The sequence below is a fragment of the Bacillus sp. GMa5/1 genome (assembly GCF_050172015.1).
GTDB lineage: Bacteria > Bacillota > Bacilli > Bacillales > Bacillaceae_G > Bacillus_A > Bacillus_A cereus.
This window is the reverse complement of record NZ_JBNLYC010000022.1, coordinates 13,519-40,313: the sequence shown is the minus strand read 5'-3', so window position 1 is coordinate 40,313 and position 26,795 is coordinate 13,519. Positions and strand designations below refer to the sequence as shown.

The following is a 26,795-nucleotide window of genomic DNA, read 5'->3' as shown; positions in this document are numbered from 1 at the left end:
TAAAGGTATCTTTTACTCAAGTAAGAACTATATAGGTTCTTTTAATTATATAGTAATTACGAAAGGGTTTACATAAAGGGGGATTGAGTATGAATATGTACCTTTTAATGATTACATTATTATCAATTGTAATTGTTATTTTAGGGGTATCTTGGTGGAGATGGCATGCGTTTATTAGTTTAACGATTGCAAGTTTGTTTTTAGCAATTATGTCTGGAATGCCAATGGATAAAATAGTGAGTGCTTATGAAACGGGAGTCGGAAGTGTTCTAGGACATTTAGTAGGCATTTTAGTATTAGGTACAATTTTAGGGAAAATGATGGCAGAGTCAGGTGCTGGAATGCAAGTGGCAGAGTTCTTTATTAAATCCTTTGGGATAAAAAACTTACCATGGGCTATGTTAATTGCAGGTTTTATTATTGGAATTCCGGTGTTTTTTGAAGTAGGTATTTTAATATTACTGCCGTTAGTAATTTCAATTCATAAAACTACGAAACAAAATATTTTATTGATAGCGTTACCAGCAATTGCTGGGCTATCTGTCGTACACGGCCTTGTTCCTCCGCATCCAGGGGCAATCGTTGCAATTGGTATTTATAAAGCGAATCTTGGGAAGGTACTATTGTATTCACTCATTATTACATTTTTTGCAGCGATTATTGCAGGTCCTATATTTGCGAAATGGATTCACAAACGTGTAATTCCTGAAAATGAGCCAGAATTGATTCGTGTAAATACAAAATCAACGAAATTACCAGGAATAGGAGTTTCATTTTTAGTTATTTTGTTACCTGTTATGTTAATGGTTTTAGCTGCAGCAGCTCCTTATGTGCCCCTTTCTATTACTTTGATGAAGACTGTCACATTAATCGGTAGTCCTATCATTGCACTATTGATTGCATGTTTTGCAGCGTTTTATTTTCTTGGATTTCGCCAAGGTATCGATAAAAAGGCTATTAAGAAGGTAACAGAAGATAGCTTATTACCAATCGGTTCAATTGTTGCGATTATTGGTGCTGGAGGGGGATTTAAGCAAATTCTTATCGATAGTGGCGTAGGGAATGCTATTGCTCAAATGTCTGAGCATTTAGCACTATCTCCAATTGTATTAGCATTTATAGTAGCAGGATTAATTCGAATTGCGACAGGGTCAGCGACAGTCGCTTTAACAACAGCAGCGGGTATCGTTTCGCCAATCGTTGAAAATACAACAGGTGTGAACTTAGAGTTACTCGTTATTGCAACAGGTGCAGGAGCATTAATGTTTTCACACGTAAACGATGCTGGGTTCTGGATGGTAAAAGAATACCTAGGCTTAACAGTGAAAGAAACATTTAAAACATGGACAGTATTAGAAACGTTACTTTCATTTATCGCTTTTGGAGGCGTTTTACTACTCGATATGTTTGTTTAAGATAAAGATGTTTCTATTTAGATAATTGTGGCTTACAACGTTATCAATAGATAAAAGGAATGTATTTTTATGGTGGGATACTGTAACAATTTTTTGTTAGGAGGAAGAAATGGTGAGCTCAAAATATATGATTGGTGTAGACATTGGGACAACTAGTACAAAATCAGTTCTATTTTCTACTGATGGATCTGTTATTGCTAGTCATGGAATTGAATATCCGTTATATTCTCCTACGCCTGAAACAGCGGAACAAGACCCAGAAGAAATTTTTCGTGCAGTAATAAATACGATTAAAGAAACTATACGATCAAGTAGTGTACAGCCAAGTGATATTCTTTGTGTCTCTTTTAGTTCGGCAATGCATAGTCTCATTGCTGTAGATGAAAAGGGGAATCCATTAACGGGATGTATTACTTGGGCAGATAATAGAAGTGCAAGCTGGGCGGAGAAAATAAAGAATGATATGAATGGTCATGAAATTTACCTTCGTACTGGCACACCAATTCATCCTATGTCACCGCTTTCGAAATTAGTTTGGCTACAGAATGAGAAGGCAGAGTTATTCGCAAAAAGTTATAAATTCATTTCTATTAAAGAATATGTTTTTTACAAGTTATATAAAGAGTATGTAATTGATTATTCTATAGCGTCAGCGACAGGGATGTTTAATTTGAAATCTTTAAAATGGGATGAAGAGGCTTTACATGTTGCGGGAATTACAGATGAAAAGCTTTCTAAACTTGTTCCAACAACGCACAGTTTAACAGGATTAGATGAAGAGCTTGCCAAAGAGATGAATGTACTTGTTTCTACGCCTTTTGTAGTAGGAGCGAGTGATGGAGTACTATCTAATTTAGGTGTAAATGCAATAGATCCTGGCGTTGTGGCTGTTACCATTGGTACAAGCGGTGCGATACGTGCTGTAACAGATCGTCCTGTAACAGATCCGAAAGGTAGAATTTTTTGTTATGCGTTAACTGAAGACCATTGGGTAATCGGTGGACCAGTAAATAACGGCGGTATGATTTTCAGATGGGCTCGTGACCAATTAGGCACTTCAGAGATTGAACTTGCGAAGCGTTTAGGGAAAGATCCATATGAAGTACTTACTGAAATAGCGGCAAAAGTGAATCCTGGATCTGACGGTTTATTATTTCACCCGTATTTAGCAGGGGAAAGAGCTCCTTTATGGAATGCAAATGCACGAGGATCTTTCTTTGGACTCGGATTGCATCATAAGAAAGAACATCTGATCCGTGCTGTTTTAGAAGGAGTAATTTATAACTTGTATACCGTTCTTCTCGCTTTAAAAGAGTTAATTGGCGAACCGAAAAAAATTCAAGCGACAGGCGGCTTTGCAAGGTCGGAACTTTGGAGACAGATGATGGCGGATATCTTCCATCAAGACGTATATGTTCCGGAAAGTTTTGAAAGCTCTTGCTTAGGAGCTGCAATCCTCGGTTTATATAGTTTAGGTGAAATAGATACATTATCCGTAGTTTCTGAAATGGTAGGTGCAGATTTTCATCATGAGCCAAACATGGAAAGTGTGGAAAAATATAAAGATTTAACGCCAATCTATATTCGTCTGTCCCGTCAATTGGAAGAAGAATATGAAAGTATAGCAGCGTATCAAAAAAAGTGGGTTTAAAAGCTATTTACCAAGAAAATATGGTAACGTATAAAGAAGTACTCCGATTTTTTTGGATACTCTTTCAACATAAAATATTTTAAGAAGCATGATGAACGTAAAATATAGGGAGAGAGGGTTATGAAAATGAAGGATAACAAAGAGTTTATTGGATATGTTGGAACTTACACGAAAGAAAATAGCGAAGGAATATATAAGTTTACTTTAGACACAGAAGCAAAAAAAATTAGTAATGTAACACTTGCCGCTAAGCTGGATAACCCTACATATGTAACGATTAACCAAAATAATGAATATCTCTATTCTGTTGTTAAGGAAGGCGAATCTGGCGGTGTAGCTGCGTATTCCATTGATAGTCATACTGGAGAACTAAAAGCGAAAAATAGACAAGTAGTAGAAGGTGCTTCTCCTTGTCATATTAGTGTTGATAGTGGAAATCATACAGTAGTTACAGCGAATTACCATAAAGGAACGATTGAGTCTTTTGAAATAAATGAAGAAGATGGAACTGTAAATCATGCTTCATCTATTATGGCGCATGAAGGTTCAGGTCCGAATAAAGAAAGACAAGAAAAACCACATGCACATTACGCGGGGTACACTCCTGATGAAAAATATGTAGTGGGCGTTGATTTAGGGATAGATAAAATAATTACGTATGAAGTAAAAGATAGTACATTAACAGAAGTGAATCGTTTATCTGTAAATCCAGGAAGTGGTCCAAGACATATTACTTTTCATCCGAATGGAAAGTATGCGTATGTGATGACGGAGCTTAGTTCAGAGGTTATTGTGTTAACATATAATCCTGCAGAAGGATCCTTTACAGAATTACAGTATATTTCTACTGTTCCAGAACAATTTGATGAAAATAATCAAGGAAGTGCGATTCATATTTCTTCTGACGGCCGTTTTGTATATGCAGGTAATCGTGGTCATAATAGTATCGCTGTTTATAGCGTAGATCAAAATTCAGGTCAGCTTACATTTGTTGAACACACATCTACAGAAGGAAATTGGCCAAGAGACTTTGTATTAGATCCTACTGAAAAGTTCCTTGTTGCTACAAATGAAAAGTCACATAATCTTGTGTTATTTTCAAGAGATGAATCTACAGGTAAGTTAACACTTTTACAATCTGATGTTGTTGTGCCAGAGCCTGTTTGTGTGAAGTTTTTAAATATATAATTTCAGATGCCTAAACAAAAGCAAAGCGATATCGCTTTGCTTTTTATTATTTCTTTTTCGGTCTACGTACTAATTCGCCGCCGCAGTTTGGACAAACGTTATGTCTTTCTTCTGTACATGGTGCGCAAAATGTACATTCATATACACAAATGTATGCTTCAGAATCTTGTTCGAGCGATTGATCGCAAATTTGACAGTTTGTTTTCATTTCTAGTGCCATAATAAGTCTCCTTTTTAGTTAGAAAATTTATAATTTAATTATAATTCATTAAATAGAAATAGTCCTTTTCAATTGAAAGGAAATCGAATGATAAAGTTATGAATTGAAACGAAAGATGCTGGTTTATTTTAAAATTGATTATTTATTACAGTTGGAATATTATGAAATAGTCAAAAGACAACAGGGGGTATAGATTTTGACTAATCATAACGATCATTTAAAAGCAAACTGCGAAAAATGCTTCGGTCTATGTTGCGTTGCATTACCGTTCGCAGCATCGGTAGATTTTGCAGTGAATAAAGATGGTGGTAAACCATGTTCCAACTTACAATCAGATTTTAAATGTAGTATACATAAAAATCTTAGAGGAAAAGGTTATAAAGGTTGTACAGTATTTGAGTGTTTCGGTGCTGGACAGAAGATTTCTCAGGGTACGTTTAAAGGGATTGATTGGCGGAAAGATGCAAAGCATGCAAGAAAAATGTACGATGCTTTTCCAGTTATGCATCAACTTCATGAAATGCTTTGGTATTTGAATGAGGCGATTCTTTTAAAGGCAACACAGCCAATTCATAAAGAGCTGGAGACCGCAATTGAGGAGACAGAGCGACTTTCGAATTTAAATCCAGATGAGTTAATGAAAATAAATGTTCCAATGCATAGGGCAGAGGTGAACATTCTTCTTTTAGAAACGAGCGAATTAGTATGGAAGGAAATGAATACTGCACGTAAGAAACGAATCATTCACCGCGGAGCAGATCTTATGGGAGCAAATTTGAAAAAGAAAAATTTACAAGGTGCAAATTTAAGGGGTGCTTACTTAATTGCGGCTAACTTAAATGGAGCAAATTTAAGAGGAGCAGATCTTATCGGAGCAGATTTAAGAGATGCAGATATTCGCGGGGCTGATTTTACAAATAGTATTTTTCTGACGCAAGTTCAAATTAACGCAGCGAAAGGGAATAAGCATACGAAATTACCGAAAATGTTATCCCGTCCATCGCATTGGAGTGCGTAAAGAGTGAGGAGTGTTTAGTGTGGATATATTTCAGTATTTAGAAGAGATGCAAGAGGATGTCTTTTCGTTAGCAGTAGAGCAAATAGAAGCGAAGTATTTTGAAATTTGTAGCATGTTAGCGTCTGCAGAATATGCAGAACGAATTAAAGCAATTGATTTAGAGTCATATAAGGAAAGTATTCGAGTAGGTTTGGATTCAGCTGTAGAAATGGCTACTAATGAAGAATCAAAAGCGATTTATTTTGAGTATGACCTTGATAACGAATGGGATAGTCAGTTTTATATTTGTGAGGAATATATTTCACTTGAAGAAGAGGACGATGATTGGGCATCTGAATGGACATATAATATTGAGGGGCCGGGGTCTGTAGAATTAGCAGATATGTATAATGGAAATGGCTTTGACACAAGTGAAAAAGCAGTCGGTGTAACTTTATATTTAATTGCTAAAACGCTGTGTAGTTTTATAAGTGTACGTAGTGAAGTGCAAAGTAATATACCGATTTGTATTGGTTTTCACGATCAAGATCCAATAATGCGAACAGGCAGAGACTAAAAATCTCTGCCTGCTTTTTATTTCTTTTCAAAAGTAGTAATGAAAACGCTACATATAATAAGAATACCGCCAATAAAAAAGTTACTATTTAATGTCTCATTTAATAAGAGCCAGCCAAGTAATGATCCAACAATAGGTTGGAAGAAGAAAAATAAGGAACCGATGCTTGCATCTATTAATTCTAATCCTTTATTCCAAAGGAAAAAGGCACCTGCTGTTGAAACAATACCTAAGTATAATACGCCTAATATTACGTACGTATTTACTGTTCCGATAGAGGATGTTTGTAGTTCCCATATCATAAAGGGTGTAATAAAAAAGAGTGAAAAGAATATGGCATACGTTGTAATAACTAAGGATGAGAATTGGATTGAAGCGATCTTTACATAAATAGATAGTAAAGCCCACGTAATAGCGGCTCCAACTAAAATGATTGTTCCGATAAAATAGGAGCCAATTTCAATATCCCACCCGATTACGATAATGACGCCGATTGTCGCTATTATAGTAGATAAAAGTCTACGAGCGGTTAGTTTTTCTTTCAAAATGAGCGCTGCAAATATAACCATAAATGCAGGTGTAGCTGATGTAACTAACGAGCCTGTATGAGCGTCGGATAATTTTGTTCCGATAAATTGGCATGTGATCGAAATGAAATAGCCGATAAATCCAATCCAAGCGAATAGGAGCCAATCTTTTTTGCGAATGGTTACTTTTTTCTTTTGCTTTTTCTCAGCTAGTTTCAAAATGCCATACAAAACAACAAAAGCAATGATAAAGCGTAGCCAAACGAGTGTTAGTGGTGGGATAAAATCGAGTACGTATTTGCTAACAACATACATACCACCCCATATACTTGCTGCTAGTGATAAACATATAGCTCCTAAAATTGTTTGTTTCATGTAAAGTACCTCCGTCTATTTTTAGGGTATTATGAGTTCCCTAAGACGAGGCGTAGTGTATGTGTTATATGATTGCCCGTCTTAGTTTATAGACGGGCTACAGGTTGATCGTTTTCGAATGAAGTGTTGTAGTACATGCGTGCATTCCTCCTCTTTAAGTTATAATGATATTATAACTTAATTTTCTGATTATTGGAGGTTGTTATGAAATATATCGTTATAAAATCACATGTTAGCAATTATCCTAATCCAATTCGCTTAGAAGAGGGGGATGTAGTGAAAATGATAGAGAGTTACGCTGGTCCGGAAAACTGGGAAAACTGGATGTTTTGTCACGAAGAGAAATATGACCGGAAAGGATGGGTTCCGGAGCAAATTATAAAAAAAGATATGAATGGAACAGGAATTATTATAAAACAATATACTGCGAAAGAATTAAATGTGAGTATTGGAGAAAGAGTGATTGGATTAGAAGAATTCAATGGATGGGTTTGGGGCGAAGGAAGAGATGGTGAGAAGGGCTGGGTACCAAAGGAAAACTTACAAAAATATTAATAATATTTGATCAATAATTAGGAAACATATTTTTGCTTATGAGTATATTGGTTGTAGGATAAAAAGTAGATTAATAGAGAAAGAGGAGGAGATTATTATAACTACAACCGTTATTTCGCATTTTTACAATGAAGAATATTTATTGCCATGGTGGCTTATGCATCATACGAAACTTTTTGATCATGGTATTTTAATTAATAAAGGTTCAACAGATCGTTCCGTTGAGATTTGTAAAAAATTCGCACCGCATTGGGAAGTGCGAGATTCTGTAAATCCAGAGTTTGATGCATATGCGACAGATCATGAAGTGATGAGGATAGAACAAGAAGTACAAGGATGGAAAATGATTTTAAATACGACTGAGTTTCTTTGCATGCAAGATAAAAATCAGTTTTGGAAATCACTAGATGAATTGGGAGGTAGGATGTATTGGCTAGAAGGGCTTATTATGGTCGATGATCCTAACTATAATTATCCGGAACTTAACTTTGGAATACCTTTAATGAAACAGCGATTTCATGGTTATTTACCAGAGGAGTGGAGACTATGGAGAAGGGGAAGATTTATTCATAATCATGAGCATGGAAGTTATACGGTTGGAAGACATTTATCTGCGCATGAATCGATGATTTATCCACCTCTTGCCTGTATATTATGGTTTGGGTTTAGTCCGTGGAATGATGCGATGAGAAAGAGAAAGTTACAAATTGGTCCGACTCTTTCTGAAGCTAGTAAGCATGGAGGAATGGGTACGCATCATATTGTTACGCCGGAAAGATTAGAAGAATGGTATAAGGAATTAGCGAGAGGAACGAAGGATTTACGTTTTAATGATGCATATCGTTATGTTTTTGTATAAATGATTTCCACCATAAAATTGTTTCTTCTATTCCTGTATTTAGATCGTATGTTGGTTTCCAGTTTACTTCAGTTTTTAAACGTTCTACATTAACCCCGACAAATAAAGGTTCATCTTTAGAGAAAGGGATTGCACCTAGTTTAATTAAATGTTCTTTTCCTATCTTTTTAGCAATGATAGAAGCTAACTCTTTAATTTGTACAGATTGACCAGAAGCGATATTGATGGTGCCTGTAACGCCGTGTTCTAATATTGTTACGAGAGCGTCAGCGACGTCACTTACATGGAGGAAATCTCTCGATTGTTTTCCATGTGTACATAGTGCTTCCTCGTTTTTTAATAAGGAAGTGATAATGTTAGAAACGAGCCGATTACCTTGTTCGTGAGGTCCATACATATGAAAAATGCGGCCCCAACACATGCTGAGGCCTGTTTGTTGTGCATACGTTTCTAGCCAGGAGTGCAGTGCATTTTTACATAAAGAATACGGGGTTTTATAGGAAAGGAGCGGTGAATCTTCAAATAATACGCCGTTAAACCATTCGTATTCTGCGCCAGTACCTGCAACGACAACACGCTTTCCGCCGCATGTTGTAAAGTGCTGAATCAATGAAATACTAGACTTTAGCCAATAGTAATTATTAATAGATACATAGCATGCTGGTGGCACTGCTTCCCAAGCAAGGTGAATGAGATGGCTAGGCTGAACGTCGTAAATGAATTGTTTTACTTCGTCATTGCGGAGCAAGTTTACTTTATGCCAGTGGCAAGGGAGGTGAGAGGGTTTATTTTTATTATACGTGGCGTGCACTTCGTATCCCTTTTGTATAAGTGAATGTACAACATATTTACCTATCCAGCCACTACCACCTGTTACAACAACTTTCTTCATGGCTCAATCACCTCAACTTCTGGAACTGTCACTAAAAATTTACCGCCCCATTCACGAATGAAAGAGCATTCTTTTATAATTTCGTCTTTCAAATTCCAAGGAAGTATGAGAATGTAATCCGGTTTTGTACGTTTAATTTCTGCTGGAGATTTTATTGGAATACGAGTTCCTGGTAAAAGGAGATTTTGTTTGTGAGGATTTTTATCTACTGTATACGCTAAAAATTCTTTACCTATTCCGCAATAATTCAACAGGGTGTTTCCTTTAGCCGGAGCGCCGTAGCCGATGATTTGTTTGTTTAAAGCTTTTGCTTTGATAAAAAACTTTAAAATATTTATTTTCAATTGTTCCACTCGTTTAGAAAAAAGGAGATAGCAATCTAATGTATCGAGTCCGTGATTGACTTCTTTTTGGAGTAAGTTTGTAACGTTGGAATGGATAGTGGATTGGGAACTTAGATGGTTTACAAAAATACGTAATGAACCACCATGTGTTGAAAGCTCTTCTACATCAACAATTTGTAAATGATGATGAGCTAAAATTTTTTGAAGGCTTATAAGTGAGAAGTAGGAGAAGTGTTCATGGTAGATGGTATCAAATTGGTTAAAGGATATAAGGTTTAATAAGTGCGGGAATTCGATTGTTATCGTGCCATCACGTTTTAATAGTGTTTTTAAACCAGCAACAAAATCATGCAAGTTTGGAACATGTGCTAATACGTTATTTGCGACGATTAAATCAGCTTGTGGCAATTTTTTTGCTAAGTCATTACTGAAAAAATTCACATGAGTAGGAATTCCTTTTTTGATAGCAATTTCTGCTACGTTTTTCGCGGGTTCAATTCCCAATGTCTCGATATTTTCTTTTTTAAAGTATTGTAATAAGTACCCATCGTTACTTGCGATTTCAATCACTTTTGAATGTTTCGTTAAGTTGAAACGCTTAATCGCCATTTCTACATATTGTTTAGCGTGTAGTAGCCAACTTGAGGAGTAAGAGCTGAAGTATAAATAGTTATGAAAAATATTTTGCGGGGATTCAAATTCATCTAGCTGTACGAGTAAACAAGAGTGACAAACAAATGTGTGCAGCGGATAAAAAGGTTCCATTTTATATGAGCTTTCAGGAGCTACAAATGAATTAGCGAGAGGGGAAACGCCCAAATCTAAAAAAGTGTTGGTTAGTAATGAGTGGCAAAAACGGCATTTTTTCTGTTCCATTTTATAGCCCCTTTATAAATTTTTGAATGCATCGATTTGTTGTCGTGTGAAAGATTCTATATTTTCACCAGATGCATATTTTTTGTACCAATCAACAGTCCAAGCGATAGAATCATCTGTTGATAACTTAGGAGTCCAGCCGAGTTTGTTTACTGCTTTTGTACTATTGAGTGTTAAAACAGGTGATTCATAAGGAGTATTTGTAGAGGAGGAAATGATTGTTAGTGGGTTATTCCATAATTTTATTACAGATTCAATGACATCATGAACGGTTCTGTTAGGTTCATTCATTGGGCCGAAATTCCACGCTTCTGCATATTTAGCATCATTCCAAAGTTTCTCAGCTAAAAGGATATAGCCATGTAGAGGATCTAAAACATGTTGCCACGGACGGACGGCATATTTGTTTCGAATACACAAAGTATGATTGTGCAAATATGCCCGAATGATATCAGGGAATAATCGATCTTCTGCCCAATCACCACCGCCGATGACGTTACCAGCTCTGACTGAGGCGAGTTTCTGGGTATTAGTGCGGAAGAATGATTTTTGATAGGATGTTGCCACTATTTCAGCGCAAGCTTTACTAGCGCTATAAGGGTCGAAACCTCCTAGTCGGTCATTTTCCACGAACGCTCGGTCGCCACTACCGTCATTCTCATAACATTTATCGCTTGTCACATTAATAATGGCACGTACGCTTTCGACGGACTTTGCTGCTTCTAGCACGTGAACAGTACCTAAAACATTCGTTTTGAATGTATCGATAGGGTTTTTGTATGAAGCAGTTACGATTGGCTGAGCTGCTAAATGAAATATTATGTCAGGTTTATGCTGCTTCATGGCATGAAATAAAGAATGGTAATCTGTAATATCGCCTTTCATTGTCGTGCACTCTTTTGCTACGTTACCTTGTTCGAAAATGTTAGGAATGGATGGGGGATGAGAAGAAAAGCCTACTACTTCTGCACCTAAAGAACTTAAGAAAAGGGTGAGCCAGGAGCCTTTAAATCCAGTATGTCCCGTAATAAATACTTTTTTCTTATTCCAAAAAGATGATGAAGCCATATTACCAAACCTTCCACGGAGCGTTATTACTTTCCCATAGCTCGACTAATTTATTTTTATCGCGCAATGTATCCATCGGATGCCAAAAACCAGAATGTTGATATGCGGCCAATTCATTTTTATTTACTAACTGAACTAAAGAGTCTGTTTCAAAAACAGACTTATCTCCACTAATGTAATTGAAAACTTCAGGATTTAAAATGAAAAATCCACCGTTAACCCATCCGCCATCACCTAATGGTTTTTCTTGAAAAGATGTTACAGACTGTTTATCTAATATGAGAGAACCGAATCTACCAGGAGGTTGTACGGCAGTAACAGTAGCCATTTTTCCATGTTTTTTATGGAATGTAATAAGTTCTTTTATATTTACATTACTTAATCCATCACCATAAGTGAGGCAGAAAGGTTCGTCTCCGACATAATTTTGAATCTTTTTCACTCGGCCACCCGTTTCGGTATTTACACCAGTATCGATTAGTGTAACTTTCCATGGTTCTACACGATGAGAATGGCTAGTAATTGTATTATCGTTTAACTGTATTGTGAAATCAGACATGTGTAAGTTGTAATTTAGAAAGAACTCTTTAATTGCATATCCTTTATAGCCTAAGCAAATAATAAACTCAGTAATCCCGTAATGACTATACAAACTCATAATGTGCCATAGAATGGGTTTTGTTCCAATTTCAATCATAGGTTTCGGTTTTAAATGTGTTTCTTCCCCAATTCTTGTACCGTACCCACCAGCAAGAATAACAGCTTTCATTTTTTCCTCCTAAAATAAAAATTTATTATTTATACAGTATTCATGTTTTATGCAAATGAGATTGTTTTTGATTAAGTGAATGAAAATGTTTGAGGTGATGACGATGCAGAAAATATTACGGTTTGAATTTTGGAAATAATTTTTGATATTCAGGGTTATGACGGAGGTCTTGTGTTAGGTTACTAAGCTCTAAAAAACGTATGTCCAGTACTTCAGGAGATTGACCGTAATGTGTTTGAAGTCCCATTTGAACACCCCTTTTTGAAAGGGTAGGTGTAATTTGTAATTTTCTTGCTTTTGATTGTTCATTCCAAGGGCTAAAATAAAATTTTAAAATAAATGAAGGATAGTCATAAATTATATATCCGTGCCGCGAATGATGTCTACCAGGTAAATATGCACCGTCTAGATGATTGTGAATAAATCTCCAAGCACATCCGAGATTTGGGTTATAAGGGAAGACACCGTGGTATCGCTGTTCTACTAAGGGGATAGAATATCTAGGCTTTGAATAATTATAATTATGATTATCTATCATTAAAATCATTCTAATCGCATACATGTTTTGGCCTAGTGTATGAAGAGATGAAAAAAATTCTTCAGTATTATTACAACAAAAGAATTCAGTAGTATTTAAAACGATTTTCCAACCTGAAACTTCTCTTTCAATTTCCATCACTTCAATATCAGTATTAGTTGGATCAAACTCAAGAAATCTTGAATTTCGTACTTCCCAGTGGGGTGCTAATAGTTTACAAATCTCTACGGAACGATCTGTAGACCCTCTATTAATTAAAATGCCGTGATCGAATATTTTCGTGTGATGCATAAGCCACCATGGAAGTAGGTATTCTTCATTATAAAAATGAGAAATGATTGTCTTTTTCATATTAATTCCCTCCTATACAAGCAATCATTATTAGTAGGATATGCTTTTAAATAAGAAAGGTTAAAAATGGCAGACAATGTAGTGATTAGGTAGTAGTTTAGTAATTTTATTGTATAAGTGTAGATTACTCGTATTGAATCATCATAGGAGGAGATTGGAATTTTGTATAAATTGTGAATAATAAACCGTCACGTTTGACTGTACAGTTTATGTGTTGTATGATGTAAGTAATATAAACAAGGGGGGAAGATCGTTGGGAAGGTGTATCGAATCGGACAGTTGGCTCTCATGGCTCACGTGTCGAAACGAACGATTGATTATTATACGAATCTAGGTATCTTAAAAGCGGAGCGATCTCAATCTAATTATCGCTATTACGACGAAACAGCATTTGAGACATTACAATTTATTGAGAAGTGCAAAGAAATGCATATGCCGCTTTGTGAGATTAAAGAGAAAATCGAGGAGAAGAAGAAGCTGCTCGGTATCAATGAACACGTTTCGAAACAAGTGAATGAAGTGACAGACCATATTCATCAATTAGAAGTGGAGCTTACTGAGTTAAAGCCGCTTTTAGATGAATTGACTGATTCACAACGTGAAAAAATATCGAAATCTTTATCAGGTCAAACGACAGCTTTAATACAGACACTTGCTCTATTATTATAGAATAAGTGAAATCCGACCTCTTTAATTTTTGTATCGGGCTATGTTTTCTAACAAACAAATAAGAAAACATTATAGTATACAGGAGGTGGACACCTTAGTTTTTTAACTAAGGGGATTCATTGGAAATATTTAATTTAGTCATGGTTGCGATTTTAATCGCATTTACTGGATTTTTCGTAGCAGCAGAGTTTGCGATTGTAAAGATACGTTCAAGTCGTATCGATCAGCTTGTTGCGGAAGGAAAACGCGGTGCTTTAGCAGCGAAAAAGGTAACAACAAATTTAGATGAATATTTATCTGCTTGTCAATTAGGTATTACAGTTACAGCTATGGGATTAGGTTGGTTAGGTGAACCGACAATTGAAAAGTTATTACACCCGTTATTTGAGAAATGGAACTTAAATCCTTCTATTTCATCAGTATTAACATTTGGTCTTGCTTTTATGATTATGACGTATTTACACGTTGTAGTAGGGGAATTAGCTCCGAAAACGATGGCAATTCAAAAGGCTGAAAGGGTAACGTTATTATTGGCAGGTCCATTAATGATGTTCTATAAAGTAATGTATCCATTTATTTGGGTATTGAACGGTTCAGCTCGTGTGATAACTGGTTTATTCGGTTTAAAGCCAGCTTCAGAACATGAAGTAGCTCATACAGAAGAAGAATTACGTCTTATCCTTTCAGATAGCTATGAAAGTGGCGAAATTAATCAAGCTGAATACAAGTATGTAAATAACATTTTTGAATTTGATAATCGTATTGCAAAAGAGATTATGGTACCGCGAACAGAAATCGTTGGTTTCTACCTGGAAGATTCAGTAGAAGAACACATGAAAGTAATCCAAAATGAGCGATACACACGTTATCCGATTTTTGGAGAAGATAAAGATGATATTATCGGTATGGTCAACGTAAAAGATTTCTTTATTCGATATATGACCGAGGATCAAAAAGATTTATCATCTATTCGCTCGTATATGCGTCCGATTATTGAAGTGATGGAAACGACTCCAATTCACGATTTATTACTTCAAATGCAGAAGAAGCGAATTCCGATGGCTGTTTTATATGATGAGTACGGAGGAACAGCCGGAATTGTAACGCTTGAAGATATCTTGGAGGAAATCGTCGGCGAAATTCGTGACGAATATGATGAAGATGAGGCACCGCCAATTCAACATGTGAACGAGCAACATATCATTGTTGATGGAAAAGTGCTTATTTCAGAAGTGAAAGATTTATTTGGATTACACATCGAAGAAGATGATGTGGATACAATCGGTGGATGGATTATGATGCAAAATCATGAAATCGAAGAAGGACAACACGTTGACGCGGAAGGTTATGAATTTAAAGTGTTAGAAAAAGACGCTTACCAAATTAAACGTGTTGAAATTCGTAAGATGGAACAAGAACAAGAAGAAGAGAAAGCAGCAACTGTGTAAGTTGCTGCTTTTCTTCTAAAAGTACAAAAAATGAGAACTTAGGAGCGGATATTTTGATTCAAGAAGCCTTACGTGTATATCGATTACAATTGTATGTGATCTTTAGTGGTTTACTACTTATGTGGACGATTACTCCGTTTGGAAAACAAGTGACAGGGTTCGGTATTGGATTAGCAGTAAGCGCCTATTGCCTTTGGTTATTAGCTCGCAGAGTGGAGAAACTCGGAAAAAGTATCGTAATGAAGGAAAAGGCTCCTGGATTAGGAGTTTTAAACCGATTTGCAGCTGCCATTTTAGGAGCTATCATCATGTATGAAATTGAGCATGAGATGGAAATGTGGGCATTCGGTACAGGTATTTTAGGTGGCCACTTTTTAATGATTGCAAATTTAGCGTATGCAAATATGCAGTTAGTGAAAGAAGAAGAGAAGCAAAGGGAACATGCTTCGAAAAACATAGAGCTATGATGAAAGGGACCTAATCGGGTTCCTTTTTTATTTTAGTGATTTGATACAAGTAAACAAATTAACGACAAATATAATACGCTTCTTTTTTACGTTTTTCAATAGTATGAAAAATAATAAAAAATTTTAAAAAAACCATCGATTTCTAAAGGTTATGTATGTTATTATGACAAAAGACTTTTTGAAAGAGGTGGATACCAATGTTACAAGCGCTACTTATTTTTGTGCTACAAATTATTTACGTTCCAATTTTAACAATCCGTACGATTTTGCTTGTAAAGAATCAAACAAGATCCGCTGCTGGTGTTGGATTGTTAGAAGGAGCTATTTACATTGTCAGTTTAGGTATTGTGTTTCAAGATTTATCAAATTGGATGAACATCGTTGCCTATGTCATTGGCTTTAGTGCGGGACTGTTATTAGGCGGTTATATAGAGAATAAATTAGCAATTGGTTATATTACGTATCAAGTTAGTTTACTAGACCGTTGTAATGAATTAGTAGATGAGTTACGTCACTCTGGATTTGGCGTTACAGTATTTGAAGGCGAAGGTATTAATTCTATACGTTATCGCTTAGATATCGTCGCAAAGCGTTCTAGAGAGAAAGAGCTTTTAGAAATCATTAATGAAATTGCACCGAAAGCGTTTATGTCTTCGTATGAAATTCGCTCGTTTAAGGGTGGATATTTAACGAAGGCGATGAAGAAAAGAGCGTTAATGAAAAAGAAAGATGAACATGCATCGTAAAAAAAGAGGAGTAGTGCTGCAGTATAAGTCCAAATGTAAAAGAGAGGAATCTATTTTGATGTAGATTTCTCTCTTTTTTTATGAAAAATATTCATCTATTAATTCAAAAAAACTAAATCGTATAATTATTTTTTTTACTCATTCTCAAATTAATGATTAGCCATATAATTTGAAAAAATACCGGTATGATAAACGCAATTAATAAAACGATAAGTGATATTGATTTAATTTCAGGTGTTTGAATAACACCAGCCCCATCAACATCTCGTAGCCAAATAATAGCGGCCCATATTCCAAAAACGATAATCCAAAATATGTTACCAATCCACCAAGAAATCCATCGTTTTTTCATGTTAGCACCCCCTACATTTATCTACTGTTAAAAGTATATTTTCGTTCGTTACATTTATAATGAAACAACTTTAAAATCAGTTTTTAACTGTATATCTAACTTGTTTGAAGGTTACCATTTCTCCATCATCATTATCATTTTTCGTTTGGAAAAGTTGAACTTTTGGTTTGTAGTCTGTCCTATGAGCGTGTTCGATATCTTTAATGTTAAGCTTGTAGGATTCACCATTTTTTAGTTTTTGTTCCAACACTTTTTTATTAGCAACATAAATAAAAGTTACTTTATTTTCATCAATGCCTTTAGTTTTAATTTCTAATTCATTATCTTTTGCTGTGATCGTTGGTGTTAATAATTCCATACTGCCTTTCCCGCTTTCTAAAGAATTCTCTGCTATAGTTGAACATCCTGATAATATAATTCCAGTGAATAGAAGAACAGCTAATTTCTGTTTCATAACATCCCTCAATTCCATGTGAATTTTGATTTTGGTATTGCTAGATTACTAGTGTGGAGCGTAAATGTTTAGTTAGTACTCTTTTTATTGTACCATAATATGTAAATTAAAAAAGGCTGTATATCCAATGTAAGAGAGACTGAAAAATTTACTTATTGTTGTAAATTCGTGTGTTTTAGCTTCTATTTCAATCGAAATGTAGACAGGATAAAGAAATTTTTTATAGAAATTTCAATTTTTACATCTTAAAATAATGATAAAGCGTAGATGAATTTATTCACTTCGGAGGTAGTTATTTGAACATTAACGAGAAGGCAATTGAAATGTTTGAACAAAATAAATATGAGGAAGCAATGGAACTGTTTCAACAAGCAGTACATGAATCTAGAGACGTACAATCTCTCAATAATCTTGCTTGGATGTACTTCTATGAGGAAGAGAATGATGATAAAGCTCTTGAATTAATAAGAGAAGTTGTTAAGTTGAATCCTTCTTCATACTTTCCTTATAACATCTTAGGGGACATTTACATGAAACAAGAAAAATGGACAGAAGCGAAAGAAGTATTACAAAAATCTATTTCGATTCAACCATCGGATGAAGCATATCATAATGTAGCTGTAGCTCATTATAACCTTGGAGAGCTGGAAAAAGCTTCGGAATTTTTTTTACGAGTTGCAGGGGATTCGGACTATATCATGTATAGCTATGTAAAATGTTTAATTGATTTAGAACGAACGACAGAAGCAAAAGAGAAGTTAGATACTTTTAACAGGGAATCTGATAATTTTTTAGGGGAAATTAATGTAGCAGATTTATATGTTGAATTGAATTGCTATAAAGAAGCAATTGAATGGTTCGAAAAGGGATATAAAGAATGCTGGAAAAGTCCTAATTGGATTGGTAGATTTGTGTATGCTCTATATAAAACGAATAATTTCTCCCGTATAAATGAAGTTATACGGGAATCTATCGAAGTGAAAACAGCAGAAATAGAAGATGTTCAGAGTGAAGAAGTAGAAGAAAACTGGACAGAAAATGATAAGAAAGAGTTAATTGAGGAATATACAGAAGAGAATAATTGTTATAAAACAATGGTAGAACGTATCAAATCTGGATACGTTCCAGGATTAGAGTTTGAAACTGATCATATAGGGGCTTGCTATTTATTTGGTTGTAAAAGACATAATCACCTTGAATATGAAAAATAAAAAGATTCGACTGTCACATATGATGGTCGAATCTTTTTCGTTATAGGTCGCTTGTATTACATAGGTGTATATCCTCTTTAGAGGCCACTTTTTTTATATTCAAAATATGTAGTGAAATAAAACCAATAAGTCCTATTCCGCCAAAAATAAGCCATGGTGTATACATTCCGCTTAAGTTGGATGTAAAAGATGTACCGGTATAATTACCAATGATAAAACCAAATGCGAGTGATAGTTGATAAAATCCGAAGAAAGTGGCTGTATATGATTCATTACTGTAATTTGCAATAGCGATATCAGCGTTAGGTAATACGAGTGTTTCACCGATTGTAAATAAAATTACACAAATAAAGAGCCAATATGGGTGTTGAAATAAAGGAATGAGTAAAAAGGAAATACTCATTAATAAAACACCGTATTTAATAATCGAAAGTGTGTTGTATTTGTGGAATAATTTTCGGAATAATACCATAAATATGACGCCTGTTATCGCATTTATCGTAATAACGAGTGTAGCAAGTTGATTGCTATTACTAATGTTTTTCATATGAAGTGGAAGTGCGACAGTAAGCTGAGTAAACATAATATAGAAGAAAATCATGATAAAGGAAAACAGAAGGAAAGATTTGTTTTGTAAGATGACCTGTATTCCTAATGTAATAGACGTATTTTCAGTAGTGACTTGGAAGTGATTTTTAAGTAAGTAAAAAATAAAAGCAAATAACAGCATAAGAGATCCTGTTAGAGAGAAAGCGTAGAGTGGATCGAGTAAGAGTAAGAATCCTCCTGCAATTGGTCCGATTATTGCACCGCAATTAAAGCTAAGGTTTAAATATGTAAATAAATTTTTTCTCAAATGAGCTGGCTGTGAGCCAAATATAGCGCGAGCGGCAGGTTCGTAAAATGCAGTTCCGAAGCCAATAAGTGCAGAAGAAATAGAAATTGTATAGAAATCAGAGCATATTCCTAAAGCGATAAATCCGACTCCTCTTAAAAATAATCCGGCTATCATCATAATGATATAGCCTATTTTGTCAGCAATTAACCCTGAGAATAATGGGATAACTCGTGATGTAATTGTCATAATCGTCAACACTGTTCCTACTTGGACAGCAGAAAAATGAAGAAAGGTTAATAGATAAATAGCTAAAAATGCGTATACTGCAAAATACCCAAAAGACATAAAAAATGAAGAAATAAGCATGAAACGTATCGGTGTTGAGAAACCTTTCATAGAAATCCTCCTAATTATGTAACCAGTAAAATTATTTGATGGTTAACTATTTTATACTATAATTATACATAAAGTCAGAAAAAAGTAAATTTTAAGAAGAAGGTGGATCGAATTGAATCAAAACGCTCCAAATGAACTAGAATATATTCGGGAATTTTTAAATACATGGAGAATACCAAACGATACGAGAGAGCCAATTGATTTGCTGCAAACAAAAGAAGATATAAAGCTCTTTATGAAAGAATATTTTGATGAAGAGTTTCCATTTCATACGATAGAGGAATTAAGAGGTTTTCGAGAAGATATTCGGATGACAATTGAAGGCGGAGAATCATTGCAAAAGTGGTTAGAGAAATACCCATTTCATGTACATATAAAGGATGATATGAAAGGTATTACATATGAACCAGTATATGAAGAGAATGTGTATACAAAAGTGTTAAGCATTGTGTTAATGTCAATTCAAGAAAATGTGTGGGGAAGGTTAAAAGCATGTCCAGATTGCCGCTGGGTATTTTATGATCATTCGCGTAATGGAAGTAAAAGATGGTGCGGTATGTATGCTGGAGAAGAAGGAGGAAGAGCGTGCGGTACAATTGCAAAAGTGAAAAATTACCGAGCGAAGAGAAAAGGAAGAACGGGTTATGATGTGTAATTAATAGTGGGGAAGAAAATGGATGGGGGAATGTAGCATATGAAAGGTACGCAAATGTTAGCTTTAAATAAAAAGTGTTGGGATACAGTTGCACCTTATTTCTTTCAAGTGGATTGTTTACCGAAATATGGTCCTTATACGGCGTCTGAAGATGAGATTCATTTGTTCGATTCAATTAAAGATAAAAAGGTACTTGATATTGGATGTGGAAGTGGGCATTCGCTGAAATATATGGGGGAACATGGAGCAGAGGAAGTATGGGGCCTGGATCTTTCAAGTGAACAAATTAAAATAGCGAATGAAACGTTAAAGAGTTGGAATCCAAAGTTAATATGTGGAGCAATGGAAGAAGAAGGGGATATACCGAAAGATTATTTTGATATTGTATACTCCATTTATGCATTAGGCTGGACTTCGGATTTAAGAAAAACGTTGGAATTGATTTATTCGTATGTAAAGCCAGGAGGAAGTTTTATTTTTAGCTGGGAGCATCCCATATATTCAAACTTACAGTATGGTACAGAAGAAGTTGCTATAAAGTCTTCTTATCATGAGGAAACGCTCATTACGTTTGAAACATTTAAAGGAGAAAATGTACAAGCGACATTATATAAGAGAAAAATAAGTACATACATAAATGAGTTAAATAGAGCGGGATTTAAAATTGAGAGAATAGAAGAGCCTGAGCCATCAAGCTCGTTTGATGGAGAACTAGCTGAGCCGTCTACGAAGTATTATTCTTTATATAAAGCTAGAATGGTGCCGACTACTTTTATTATTAAAGCTAGAAAGTAAAGTGTTTTTATAAAAGAAGCCTATGATTTCAAATAGATGAAATGATAGGCTTCTTTATTTTAAAAAAATGAGGTCAAAGGTGTACTTTTCTTATAAAAATGCATTTCATATAAAAGGTGTAATTATTTTGGGGAAGGGGGATTGTTGTGCGTCATCATAGAAAGTGCAAAAAATTTGGAGTGGCACTGCCTCTTCCGCTTATAGGAGCAACGGGTCCGACAGGTAATAGTGGTCCAATCGGTCCAACTGGAGGGCATGAAGGTCCTGTTGGTCCTACAGGGGTGACTGGACCGACGGGAGCAACTGGGCCCCAAGGTCCTCAAGGTATCAGGGGAATACAAGGTCCCCAAGGGACAACAGGAGCACAAGGAATACAAGGGGCTATTGGTGATACAGGAGAGCAAGGTATAACTGGCCCGACTGGTCTCCAAGGTGCTCAAGGATTAATCGGTAACCAAGGTCTAATTGGTGATATTGGAGTACAAGGATTAGAAGGAATACAAGGAGCTACGGGTCCTGCTGGTAGTCAAGGTATACAAGGCATACAAGGAATACAAGGGGAAATAGGTGAGCGAGGACAAACAGGGGCACAAGGAATGCAGGGAGAGAGAGGCATAACTGGAGTCTCGGGTATAACTGGTCCACAAGGCCCTCAAGGTGTTCAAGGAATACAAGGAGAGCAAGGGGCTATTGGTATACAAGGGGAAGACGGCTTCCAAGGTATACAAGGAATTACTGGAGAAGAAGGCCCACAAGGAACTCAAGGAATACAAGGTGAAGTGGGTCCAACTGGTTCTACTGGAATGCAAGGTGCCCAAGGTATAAGTGGAATAAAGGGGATAACAGGTGTAATAGGTTTACAAGGACCACAAGGTGTGCAAGGAATACAAGGTATAACGGGAGCAACAGGTTTTCAAGGGATAAAGGGAATAAGAGGTATAACAGGAGCGACGGGTAGTATTGGTACTCAAGGCTCAGAAGGACCACCGGGCGGTCCGACGGGAGTGACCGGTCCAATTGGCCCTTCTAGTGGGGTGACTGGACCAGCTGGCCCACCCGGTCCACCAGGAGGTCCAACAGGTCCAACGGGTGCGACCGGTTCAACAGGTGTAAGCGGAGGGATAGGACCAATTGGAGCGCAAGGAGTGCAAGGTATAACAGGTCCAACAGGTTCTCAAGGTGTAAGGGGAGCACAAGGTTCCCAAGGTGTAGCTGGAACAGTTGGAGTACAAGGTTCCCAAGGTCCTCAAGGTAACCAAGGTATAGCAGGTCCAACTGGTGCAGAAGGTTCTCAAGGAATACAAGGTCCGCTGGGAGTAACTGGTCCAACTGGTGCGGAAGGTCCTAAAGGTATTCAAGGTATACAAGGTGTAATAGGTCCAACTGGTGCACAAGGAATGGTGGGAATACAAGGGATAGCTGGTCCAGCTGGTGTTACAGGAGCGGAAGGAGCTCAAGGAACACAAGGAATCCGAGGAGCAACTGGTCCTGCTGGAGCACAAGGTATACAAGGAGTTCAAGGAATTCAAGGGGAAACAGGAGCAGCTGGAACACAAGGTCCTCAAGGTGTTCAAGGGATACAAGGGACTACCGGATTGACAGGTACACAAGGTGCCCAAGGTCCTCAAGGAGTGCAAGGAATAATAGGACCGACTGGAGCTATTGGTTTGCAAGGTCCTCAAGGATTACAAGGAATAATGGGTCCAACAGGAGCGCAAGGAGTGCAAGGAATACAAGGAGTGCAAGGAATTATCGGCCCAACAGGTGCACAAGGAATTAGAGGTCCCCAAGGAAATACAGGGGAAGTCGGTATAACAGGCTCACAAGGAGTCCAAGGAGCGCAAGGTAGTCAAGGCCCACAAGGCCCACAAGGAAATGTTGGAATTACAGGAGCAACGGGCGAAACTGGAGCCACAGGAGCAACTGGGGCAACTGGACTACAAGGTGTGCAAGGTGTTCAAGGGATTACGGGAATACAAGGAATAACGGGAACGACAGGCAATACAGGTGCAACGGGTCCGCAAGGAATACAAGGTATACAAGGGATTCAAGGGTTGCAAGGCCCAATTGGAGCAAGTGGGGTGACAGGTGCTAGTGGTAGTATAGGCCCAGTTGGAGCACAAGGTAGTCAGGGCCCAAGTGGCGTGGTGGGACCGACAGGAGCAACTGGTAGTGCAGGTTCAATAGGTTTCTTGGGAATAGCGGGAGCGACAGGAGCGACTGGCTTACCTAGCGGGGGAGGTTATTTCTTTTCTACTTCAACGAGTATAATTGCAGCGAATGCGTTAATACCAATTAATTCTGGATCTACAGTTTTTGGTTCTGATGTCAGTTTAACAAATGCAACAACTGTAACGTTAAGTACGCCGGGAATTTATTTAGTAAGCTATTATTTTCAAGGCGATCCAACTGCCGGAAATGAAACAATTTCAGTGAGGCTTACTTTAAATGGAATACAAGTCGCAGGAAGTTTTATTTTTTATGTTACAGGAGGTACTTTTATATTAGAACCAGCAGTTTCGAATACGATGGTCATTGAAGTTACTTCTTCAAATGCAACTTTGTCTTTACAAAATGGTCCGTTAGCTATCGGGCATGTAACGACATTATCTGGTGTGATAACAGCTAGTTTAAATGTATTAAAAATAGTTTGATACGTTAGTTATAACGGGGGAGATGCTTGTGAAGAATCAAGATAAGTGTAGTAAGTTTCAAGCACCTATTCCTTTTCCACCGCCAGGTATTACGGGGCCCACTGGTCCAACCGGTCCAACTGGTGCTTTAGGTGGACCAACTGGACCGCAAGGAATACAAGGCGTACAAGGTCCAATCGGTCCAACCGGCCCACAAGGAATACAAGGAGTGCAAGGGGTGCAAGGAGAAAATGGTCCAACCGGCCCAACTGGTTTAACTGGACCACAAGGTTCTCAAGGTAATCAAGGACCTATGGGAGAACGAGGCCCACAGGGAATACAAGGTGTTCAAGGAATACAAGGAGAAAGAGGTCCGACTGGTCCAACTGGTATTCAAGGGATACAAGGAATTCCTGGCCCAATCGGTCCGACCGGTCCAACAGGAATACAAGGCATACAAGGAATGCAAGGAGAAATCGGTCCAACCGGCCCAACAGGAGTACAAGGAATACAAGGAGTGCAAGGGGAAATTGGTCCGACTGGACCAACTGGAAATACTGGTATACAAGGTGTGCAAGGTAATTTAGGAGGTAGTGGTTTACAAGGTGTAACCGGAATACAAGGAATACAGGGTCCGATTGGTCCAACAGGGCCAACTGGTTCTCAAGGAATTCAAGGGGAGCAAGGACCAATGGGTCCACAAGGGGAAACTGGTGTTCAAGGTTTACAAGGTCCCCAGGGAGAGATGGGGCAGGTAGGTCCAACAGGAATACAAGGAATACAAGGAGTGCAAGGTGTAATCGGTCCGACTGGTCCAACCGGTTTACAAGGTGATCCAGGTCCAACTGGCCCAACAGGAGCCACTGGGATAACTGGTCCGACAGGTTCTGCAACTGGCCCGACTGGAGCAACCGGTCCAACTGGTGCAACAGGCCCGCAAGGGATTCAGGGAATACAAGGGATACAAGGTCCAACCGGTCCACAGGGAATTCAAGGTCTGCAAGGAATTCAAGGTCCGATTGGTCCAACAGGCCCGACTGGACCTCAAGGCATACAAGGTATAACTGGCTCGACGGGTCCAACCGGTGCAACTGGAGCAACAGGTCCGACGGGAGTAACGGGTCCTCAAGGTCCTCAAGGAATTCAAGGTCCACAAGGAGTAACAGGCCCAACAGGAGCGACCGGCTCTACGGGAGTAACAGGTCCACAAGGAATCCAAGGAATCCAAGGTTCGCAAGGGATAACGGGTCCGACGGGAGCAACAGGAGTGACTGGAATAACAGGCCCACAAGGAATCCAAGGAATTCAAGGCCCACAAGGTGTGACGGGAGCAACCGGCGCAACAGGAGCGACAGGATTGACTGGTGCAACTGGACCGACCGGAATACAAGGCATACAAGGAATAACAGGAGCGACAGGGGGAACAGGAGTAACAGGCCCAACAGGTGCCACGGGTCCAACAGGCTTAACTGGAGCAACAGGATCATCTGCTATATCGACAGGTGGCGGATATTTCTTTTCTACATCAACAAGCACAATTGCAGCAAGTGCCAACATCCCAATTAATTCTGGATCCACTGTATATGGAACTGGTGTATCTTTAACTAGTGCTACGACAGTCACAGTAACGACGCCAGGAATATATTTAGTAAGCTACTATTTTCAAGGGGATGCAAATGGTGGGAATGAGACAGTATCTGTTAGATTGCTATTAAATGGAACGCAACTAACAGGGAGTTTTATACAAAACGTAACGACATCAACTGTAGTAATCGAACCAGCCATTTCAAATACACTTCTTGTGAATGTGACGAGTGCCAATTCAACATTAATATTACAAAATGGCCCGTTAGGTGTAGGGCATGTGACTACTATAGCAGGTGCGATTACAGCAAGCTTAAATGTAGTGAGAATTTTATAAAGAATATAAAAAACACAAGGAATGTCTTTGTAAGACACACCTTGTGTTTTTTAATATTAAATAAACATTTTCTTTATCTTTTCGGTTGAAAAATATGCTGAAAGAAGTATTTGTGATGTAAGTTATCTACAACCTTATTTGCTTGATATGTGCGTTGTTTTTCAATTCGAAGTCTTTGCTCCATCATTTTAATTGCGTGATCAGATAAACGTAACATAATACATTCTCCTTTTCTATAAATATAGGTGACTATTTGATATCGATCCCATATTTATAATTAAGGAGGCAAAATGTGTAACATAGGCAAAAAGCACCTTCCTCTCCCATTACGCTTACGAGGTTAGCTGTCGGACTCGGGAAGTGAGAGTTTCCCTACTTAAAAAAGATTCGCCCCAAGTAGCATAGCTACAAAAATGGTTCCCCCGCTCCAAAATTTGGACTCAGCAAAAGGTTTTATAAAGTAAAAAATAACATAAAGGAGCGAACAAGTCAAATTATTTTGTGTATTCTGTCTTTTTTAATTGCGTAAGAATCATACCGTCAGGAAGTATTGTATCTGATACTGTAATGAATCCGTGTTTTTTATATAAAGTAATAGCAGGGGTATTCGCTTTACCTGTTTGTACAATGTATGTCATTGAAGAGGGAAACATGTTAAATATATAAATTAGGAGTTTTGTTGCGATTCCTTTTTGAAAAAAATCGGGCGATACAACTAACCTGTGGATATCGATTAGTTTTTCTTCTTGTACAAAAGAAATAAAACCGACAAGTTTATTTTCAGAAAAATATCCATAGAATGTTTCAACACAACTTTGAATATCGTTTACAGTATCATATAAACGAGGTATGGCAGTGCTATTTAAGTAGTCTGCTTCAACTTTATAAGCTGGAATTTGAACCTGTAAAATGGATGTTGCTACTTCAAAAGAACTGGAATTTAATTTAAGAATCATAGATAATGAAGCCTCCTTTAAATATGGTATATGAATATAATTGCTTTATGGG

At 37.3% G+C, this 26,795-nt stretch carries 28 protein-coding genes and 1 riboswitch; of the genes, 16 read left to right on the top strand and 12 right to left on the bottom strand.

All coding sequences use genetic code 11. The features are described 5' to 3' along the window. The first annotated feature begins 89 nt into the window (after positions 1-89). The 3 genes from gntP (at position 90) to ACQGSG_RS08350 (ending at position 4,254) form a co-directional block, all read left to right on the top strand. Entirely contained in the window at positions 90-1,415 is a 1,326-nt protein-coding gene (gntP, locus tag ACQGSG_RS08360; protein ID WP_001057613.1) for a gluconate permease GntP, read from the top strand. A 109-nt stretch (positions 1,416-1,524) separates the two neighbouring features. After that, the gene (gene gntK, locus ACQGSG_RS08355) at positions 1,525-3,066 is read left to right on the top strand and encodes a gluconokinase (protein ID WP_000254948.1); all 1,542 of its coding nucleotides are present in this window, start codon (positions 1,525-1,527) and stop codon (positions 3,064-3,066) included. 120 nt (positions 3,067-3,186) lie between these two features. After that, positions 3,187-4,254: a lactonase family protein gene (locus ACQGSG_RS08350; protein WP_000782224.1), complete on the top strand. Its 1,068-nt coding sequence runs from the start codon at positions 3,187-3,189 to the stop codon at positions 4,252-4,254. A gap of 46 nt (positions 4,255-4,300) precedes the next feature. Here the strand turns inward: ACQGSG_RS08350 and ACQGSG_RS08345 are convergent, their stop codons facing one another. Beyond that, on the bottom strand, positions 4,301-4,474 hold the full coding sequence (locus ACQGSG_RS08345) for a DUF1272 domain-containing protein (protein WP_001162788.1): 174 nt from the start codon (positions 4,472-4,474) through the stop codon (positions 4,301-4,303). A 196-nt stretch (positions 4,475-4,670) separates the two neighbouring features. Here ACQGSG_RS08345 and ACQGSG_RS08340 point away from each other — a divergent pair, with 196 nt between their 5' ends. Then, positions 4,671-5,492, top strand: coding sequence for a pentapeptide repeat-containing protein (locus ACQGSG_RS08340; protein ID WP_000181432.1), 822 nt, complete (start codon positions 4,671-4,673; stop codon positions 5,490-5,492). A 19-nt stretch (positions 5,493-5,511) separates the two neighbouring features. After that, positions 5,512-6,048 carry a hypothetical protein gene (locus ACQGSG_RS08335; RefSeq protein ID WP_087964996.1) on the top strand — a complete coding sequence of 179 codons (537 nt, stop codon included), beginning with the start codon at positions 5,512-5,514 and terminating at the stop codon, positions 6,046-6,048. 17 nt (positions 6,049-6,065) lie between these two features. Here ACQGSG_RS08335 and ACQGSG_RS08330 read toward each other — a convergent pair whose 3' ends face one another. Then, entirely contained in the window at positions 6,066-6,950 is an 885-nt protein-coding gene (locus tag ACQGSG_RS08330; protein ID WP_000814735.1) for a DMT family transporter, read from the bottom strand. A gap of 204 nt (positions 6,951-7,154) precedes the next feature. Between ACQGSG_RS08330 and ACQGSG_RS08325 the strand changes: the two genes are divergently transcribed. Both ACQGSG_RS08325 and ACQGSG_RS08320 read left to right on the top strand, forming a co-directional pair. Continuing rightward, positions 7,155-7,505 (top strand): SH3 domain-containing protein, encoded by a 351-nt coding sequence (locus ACQGSG_RS08325; RefSeq protein ID WP_000875282.1) that lies wholly within the window; start codon positions 7,155-7,157, stop codon positions 7,503-7,505. Positions 7,506-7,563: 58 nt separating this feature from the next. Then, entirely contained in the window at positions 7,564-8,364 is an 801-nt protein-coding gene (locus ACQGSG_RS08320; protein ID WP_071686365.1) for a glycosyltransferase family 2 protein, read from the top strand. Here ACQGSG_RS08320 and ACQGSG_RS08315 read toward each other — a convergent pair. From ACQGSG_RS08315 to ACQGSG_RS08295, 5 genes are all read right to left on the bottom strand, one after another. Next, positions 8,333-9,256 (bottom strand): NAD-dependent epimerase/dehydratase family protein, encoded by a 924-nt coding sequence (locus ACQGSG_RS08315; RefSeq protein WP_000758371.1) that lies wholly within the window; start codon positions 9,254-9,256, stop codon positions 8,333-8,335. The genes ACQGSG_RS08320 and ACQGSG_RS08315 overlap by 32 nt on opposite strands. Further along, complete coding sequence (locus tag ACQGSG_RS08310; protein WP_000435771.1) at positions 9,253-10,476, bottom strand: class I SAM-dependent methyltransferase; 1,224 nt, start codon at positions 10,474-10,476, stop codon at positions 9,253-9,255. Before ACQGSG_RS08310 ends, ACQGSG_RS08315 begins: the two co-directional genes overlap by 4 nt. 12 nt (positions 10,477-10,488) lie before the next feature. Beyond that, on the bottom strand, positions 10,489-11,544 hold the full coding sequence (gene rfbG / locus ACQGSG_RS08305) for a CDP-glucose 4,6-dehydratase (protein ID WP_000168658.1): 1,056 nt from the start codon (positions 11,542-11,544) through the stop codon (positions 10,489-10,491). 1 nt (position 11,545) lies between these two features. After that, positions 11,546-12,313, bottom strand: coding sequence for a glucose-1-phosphate cytidylyltransferase (gene rfbF / locus ACQGSG_RS08300; protein ID WP_000648805.1), 768 nt, complete (start codon positions 12,311-12,313; stop codon positions 11,546-11,548). Positions 12,314-12,428: 115 nt separating this feature from the next. Continuing rightward, entirely contained in the window at positions 12,429-13,202 is a 774-nt protein-coding gene (locus ACQGSG_RS08295; RefSeq protein WP_000750974.1) for a glycosyltransferase family 2 protein, read from the bottom strand. A gap of 261 nt (positions 13,203-13,463) precedes the next feature. Here ACQGSG_RS08295 and ACQGSG_RS08290 point away from each other — a divergent pair, with 261 nt between their 5' ends. The 4 genes from ACQGSG_RS08290 to ACQGSG_RS08275 all read left to right on the top strand — a co-directional run bounded on the left by ACQGSG_RS08290 (position 13,464) and on the right by ACQGSG_RS08275 (position 16,532). Next, entirely contained in the window at positions 13,464-13,871 is a 408-nt protein-coding gene (locus ACQGSG_RS08290; protein ID WP_000285634.1) for a MerR family transcriptional regulator, read from the top strand. Positions 13,872-13,990: 119 nt separating this feature from the next. Continuing rightward, positions 13,991-15,319, top strand: coding sequence for a hemolysin family protein (locus ACQGSG_RS08285; RefSeq protein ID WP_000402256.1), 1,329 nt, complete (start codon positions 13,991-13,993; stop codon positions 15,317-15,319). Between the two features lie 53 nt (positions 15,320-15,372). Then, positions 15,373-15,786: an ATP synthase subunit I gene (locus ACQGSG_RS08280; protein WP_000613876.1), complete on the top strand. Its 414-nt coding sequence runs from the start codon at positions 15,373-15,375 to the stop codon at positions 15,784-15,786. Between the two features lie 197 nt (positions 15,787-15,983). Further along, complete coding sequence (locus tag ACQGSG_RS08275) at positions 15,984-16,532, top strand: DUF2179 domain-containing protein (protein WP_000938438.1); 549 nt, start codon at positions 15,984-15,986, stop codon at positions 16,530-16,532. 112 nt (positions 16,533-16,644) lie between these two features. Here the strand turns inward: ACQGSG_RS08275 and ACQGSG_RS08270 are convergent, their stop codons facing one another. Further along, positions 16,645-16,884, bottom strand: coding sequence for a DUF3923 family protein (locus tag ACQGSG_RS08270; RefSeq protein ID WP_000747679.1), 240 nt, complete (start codon positions 16,882-16,884; stop codon positions 16,645-16,647). Between the two features lie 76 nt (positions 16,885-16,960). Beyond that, positions 16,961-17,356, bottom strand: coding sequence for a hypothetical protein (locus ACQGSG_RS08265; protein ID WP_098348184.1), 396 nt, complete (start codon positions 17,354-17,356; stop codon positions 16,961-16,963). Positions 17,357-17,634: 278 nt separating this feature from the next. Between ACQGSG_RS08265 and ACQGSG_RS08260 the strand changes: the two genes are divergently transcribed. Continuing rightward, positions 17,635-18,549 (top strand): tetratricopeptide repeat protein, encoded by a 915-nt coding sequence (locus ACQGSG_RS08260; protein WP_001024466.1) that lies wholly within the window; start codon positions 17,635-17,637, stop codon positions 18,547-18,549. Positions 18,550-18,589: 40 nt separating this feature from the next. Here the strand turns inward: ACQGSG_RS08260 and ACQGSG_RS08255 are convergent, their stop codons facing one another. Beyond that, positions 18,590-19,783: an MDR family MFS transporter gene (locus tag ACQGSG_RS08255; RefSeq protein ID WP_000675759.1), complete on the bottom strand. Its 1,194-nt coding sequence runs from the start codon at positions 19,781-19,783 to the stop codon at positions 18,590-18,592. Between the two features lie 112 nt (positions 19,784-19,895). On the opposite strand from ACQGSG_RS08255, the gene ACQGSG_RS08250 reads away from it, so the two are divergent. The 4 genes from ACQGSG_RS08250 (at position 19,896) to ACQGSG_RS08235 (ending at position 25,787) form a co-directional block, all read left to right on the top strand. Beyond that, on the top strand, positions 19,896-20,438 hold the full coding sequence (locus tag ACQGSG_RS08250; RefSeq protein WP_048568364.1) for a CGNR zinc finger domain-containing protein: 543 nt from the start codon (positions 19,896-19,898) through the stop codon (positions 20,436-20,438). A gap of 39 nt (positions 20,439-20,477) precedes the next feature. Beyond that, complete coding sequence (locus ACQGSG_RS08245) at positions 20,478-21,233, top strand: class I SAM-dependent methyltransferase (RefSeq protein WP_426947197.1); 756 nt, start codon at positions 20,478-20,480, stop codon at positions 21,231-21,233. A 146-nt stretch (positions 21,234-21,379) separates the two neighbouring features. Next, positions 21,380-23,887: a collagen-like protein gene (locus ACQGSG_RS08240; protein ID WP_325842298.1), complete on the top strand. Its 2,508-nt coding sequence runs from the start codon at positions 21,380-21,382 to the stop codon at positions 23,885-23,887. A 22-nt stretch (positions 23,888-23,909) separates the two neighbouring features. Next, positions 23,910-25,787, top strand: a complete 1,878-nt coding sequence (locus ACQGSG_RS08235; RefSeq protein ID WP_426947195.1) for a collagen-like protein — start codon at positions 23,910-23,912, stop codon at positions 25,785-25,787. Positions 25,788-25,860: 73 nt separating this feature from the next. Here ACQGSG_RS08235 and ACQGSG_RS08230 read toward each other — a convergent pair whose 3' ends face one another. Together ACQGSG_RS08230 and ACQGSG_RS08225 are read right to left on the bottom strand one after the other, a co-directional pair. After that, positions 25,861-26,004 carry a hypothetical protein gene (locus ACQGSG_RS08230; RefSeq protein ID WP_000945243.1) on the bottom strand — a complete coding sequence of 48 codons (144 nt, stop codon included), beginning with the start codon at positions 26,002-26,004 and terminating at the stop codon, positions 25,861-25,863. 96 nt (positions 26,005-26,100) lie between these two features. Then, positions 26,101-26,243: riboswitch (cyclic di-AMP (ydaO/yuaA leader) on the bottom strand. 38 nt (positions 26,244-26,281) lie between these two features. Further along, positions 26,282-26,743 (bottom strand): GNAT family N-acetyltransferase, encoded by a 462-nt coding sequence (locus tag ACQGSG_RS08225; protein WP_000601225.1) that lies wholly within the window; start codon positions 26,741-26,743, stop codon positions 26,282-26,284. Positions 26,744-26,795: the final 52 nt, after the last annotated feature.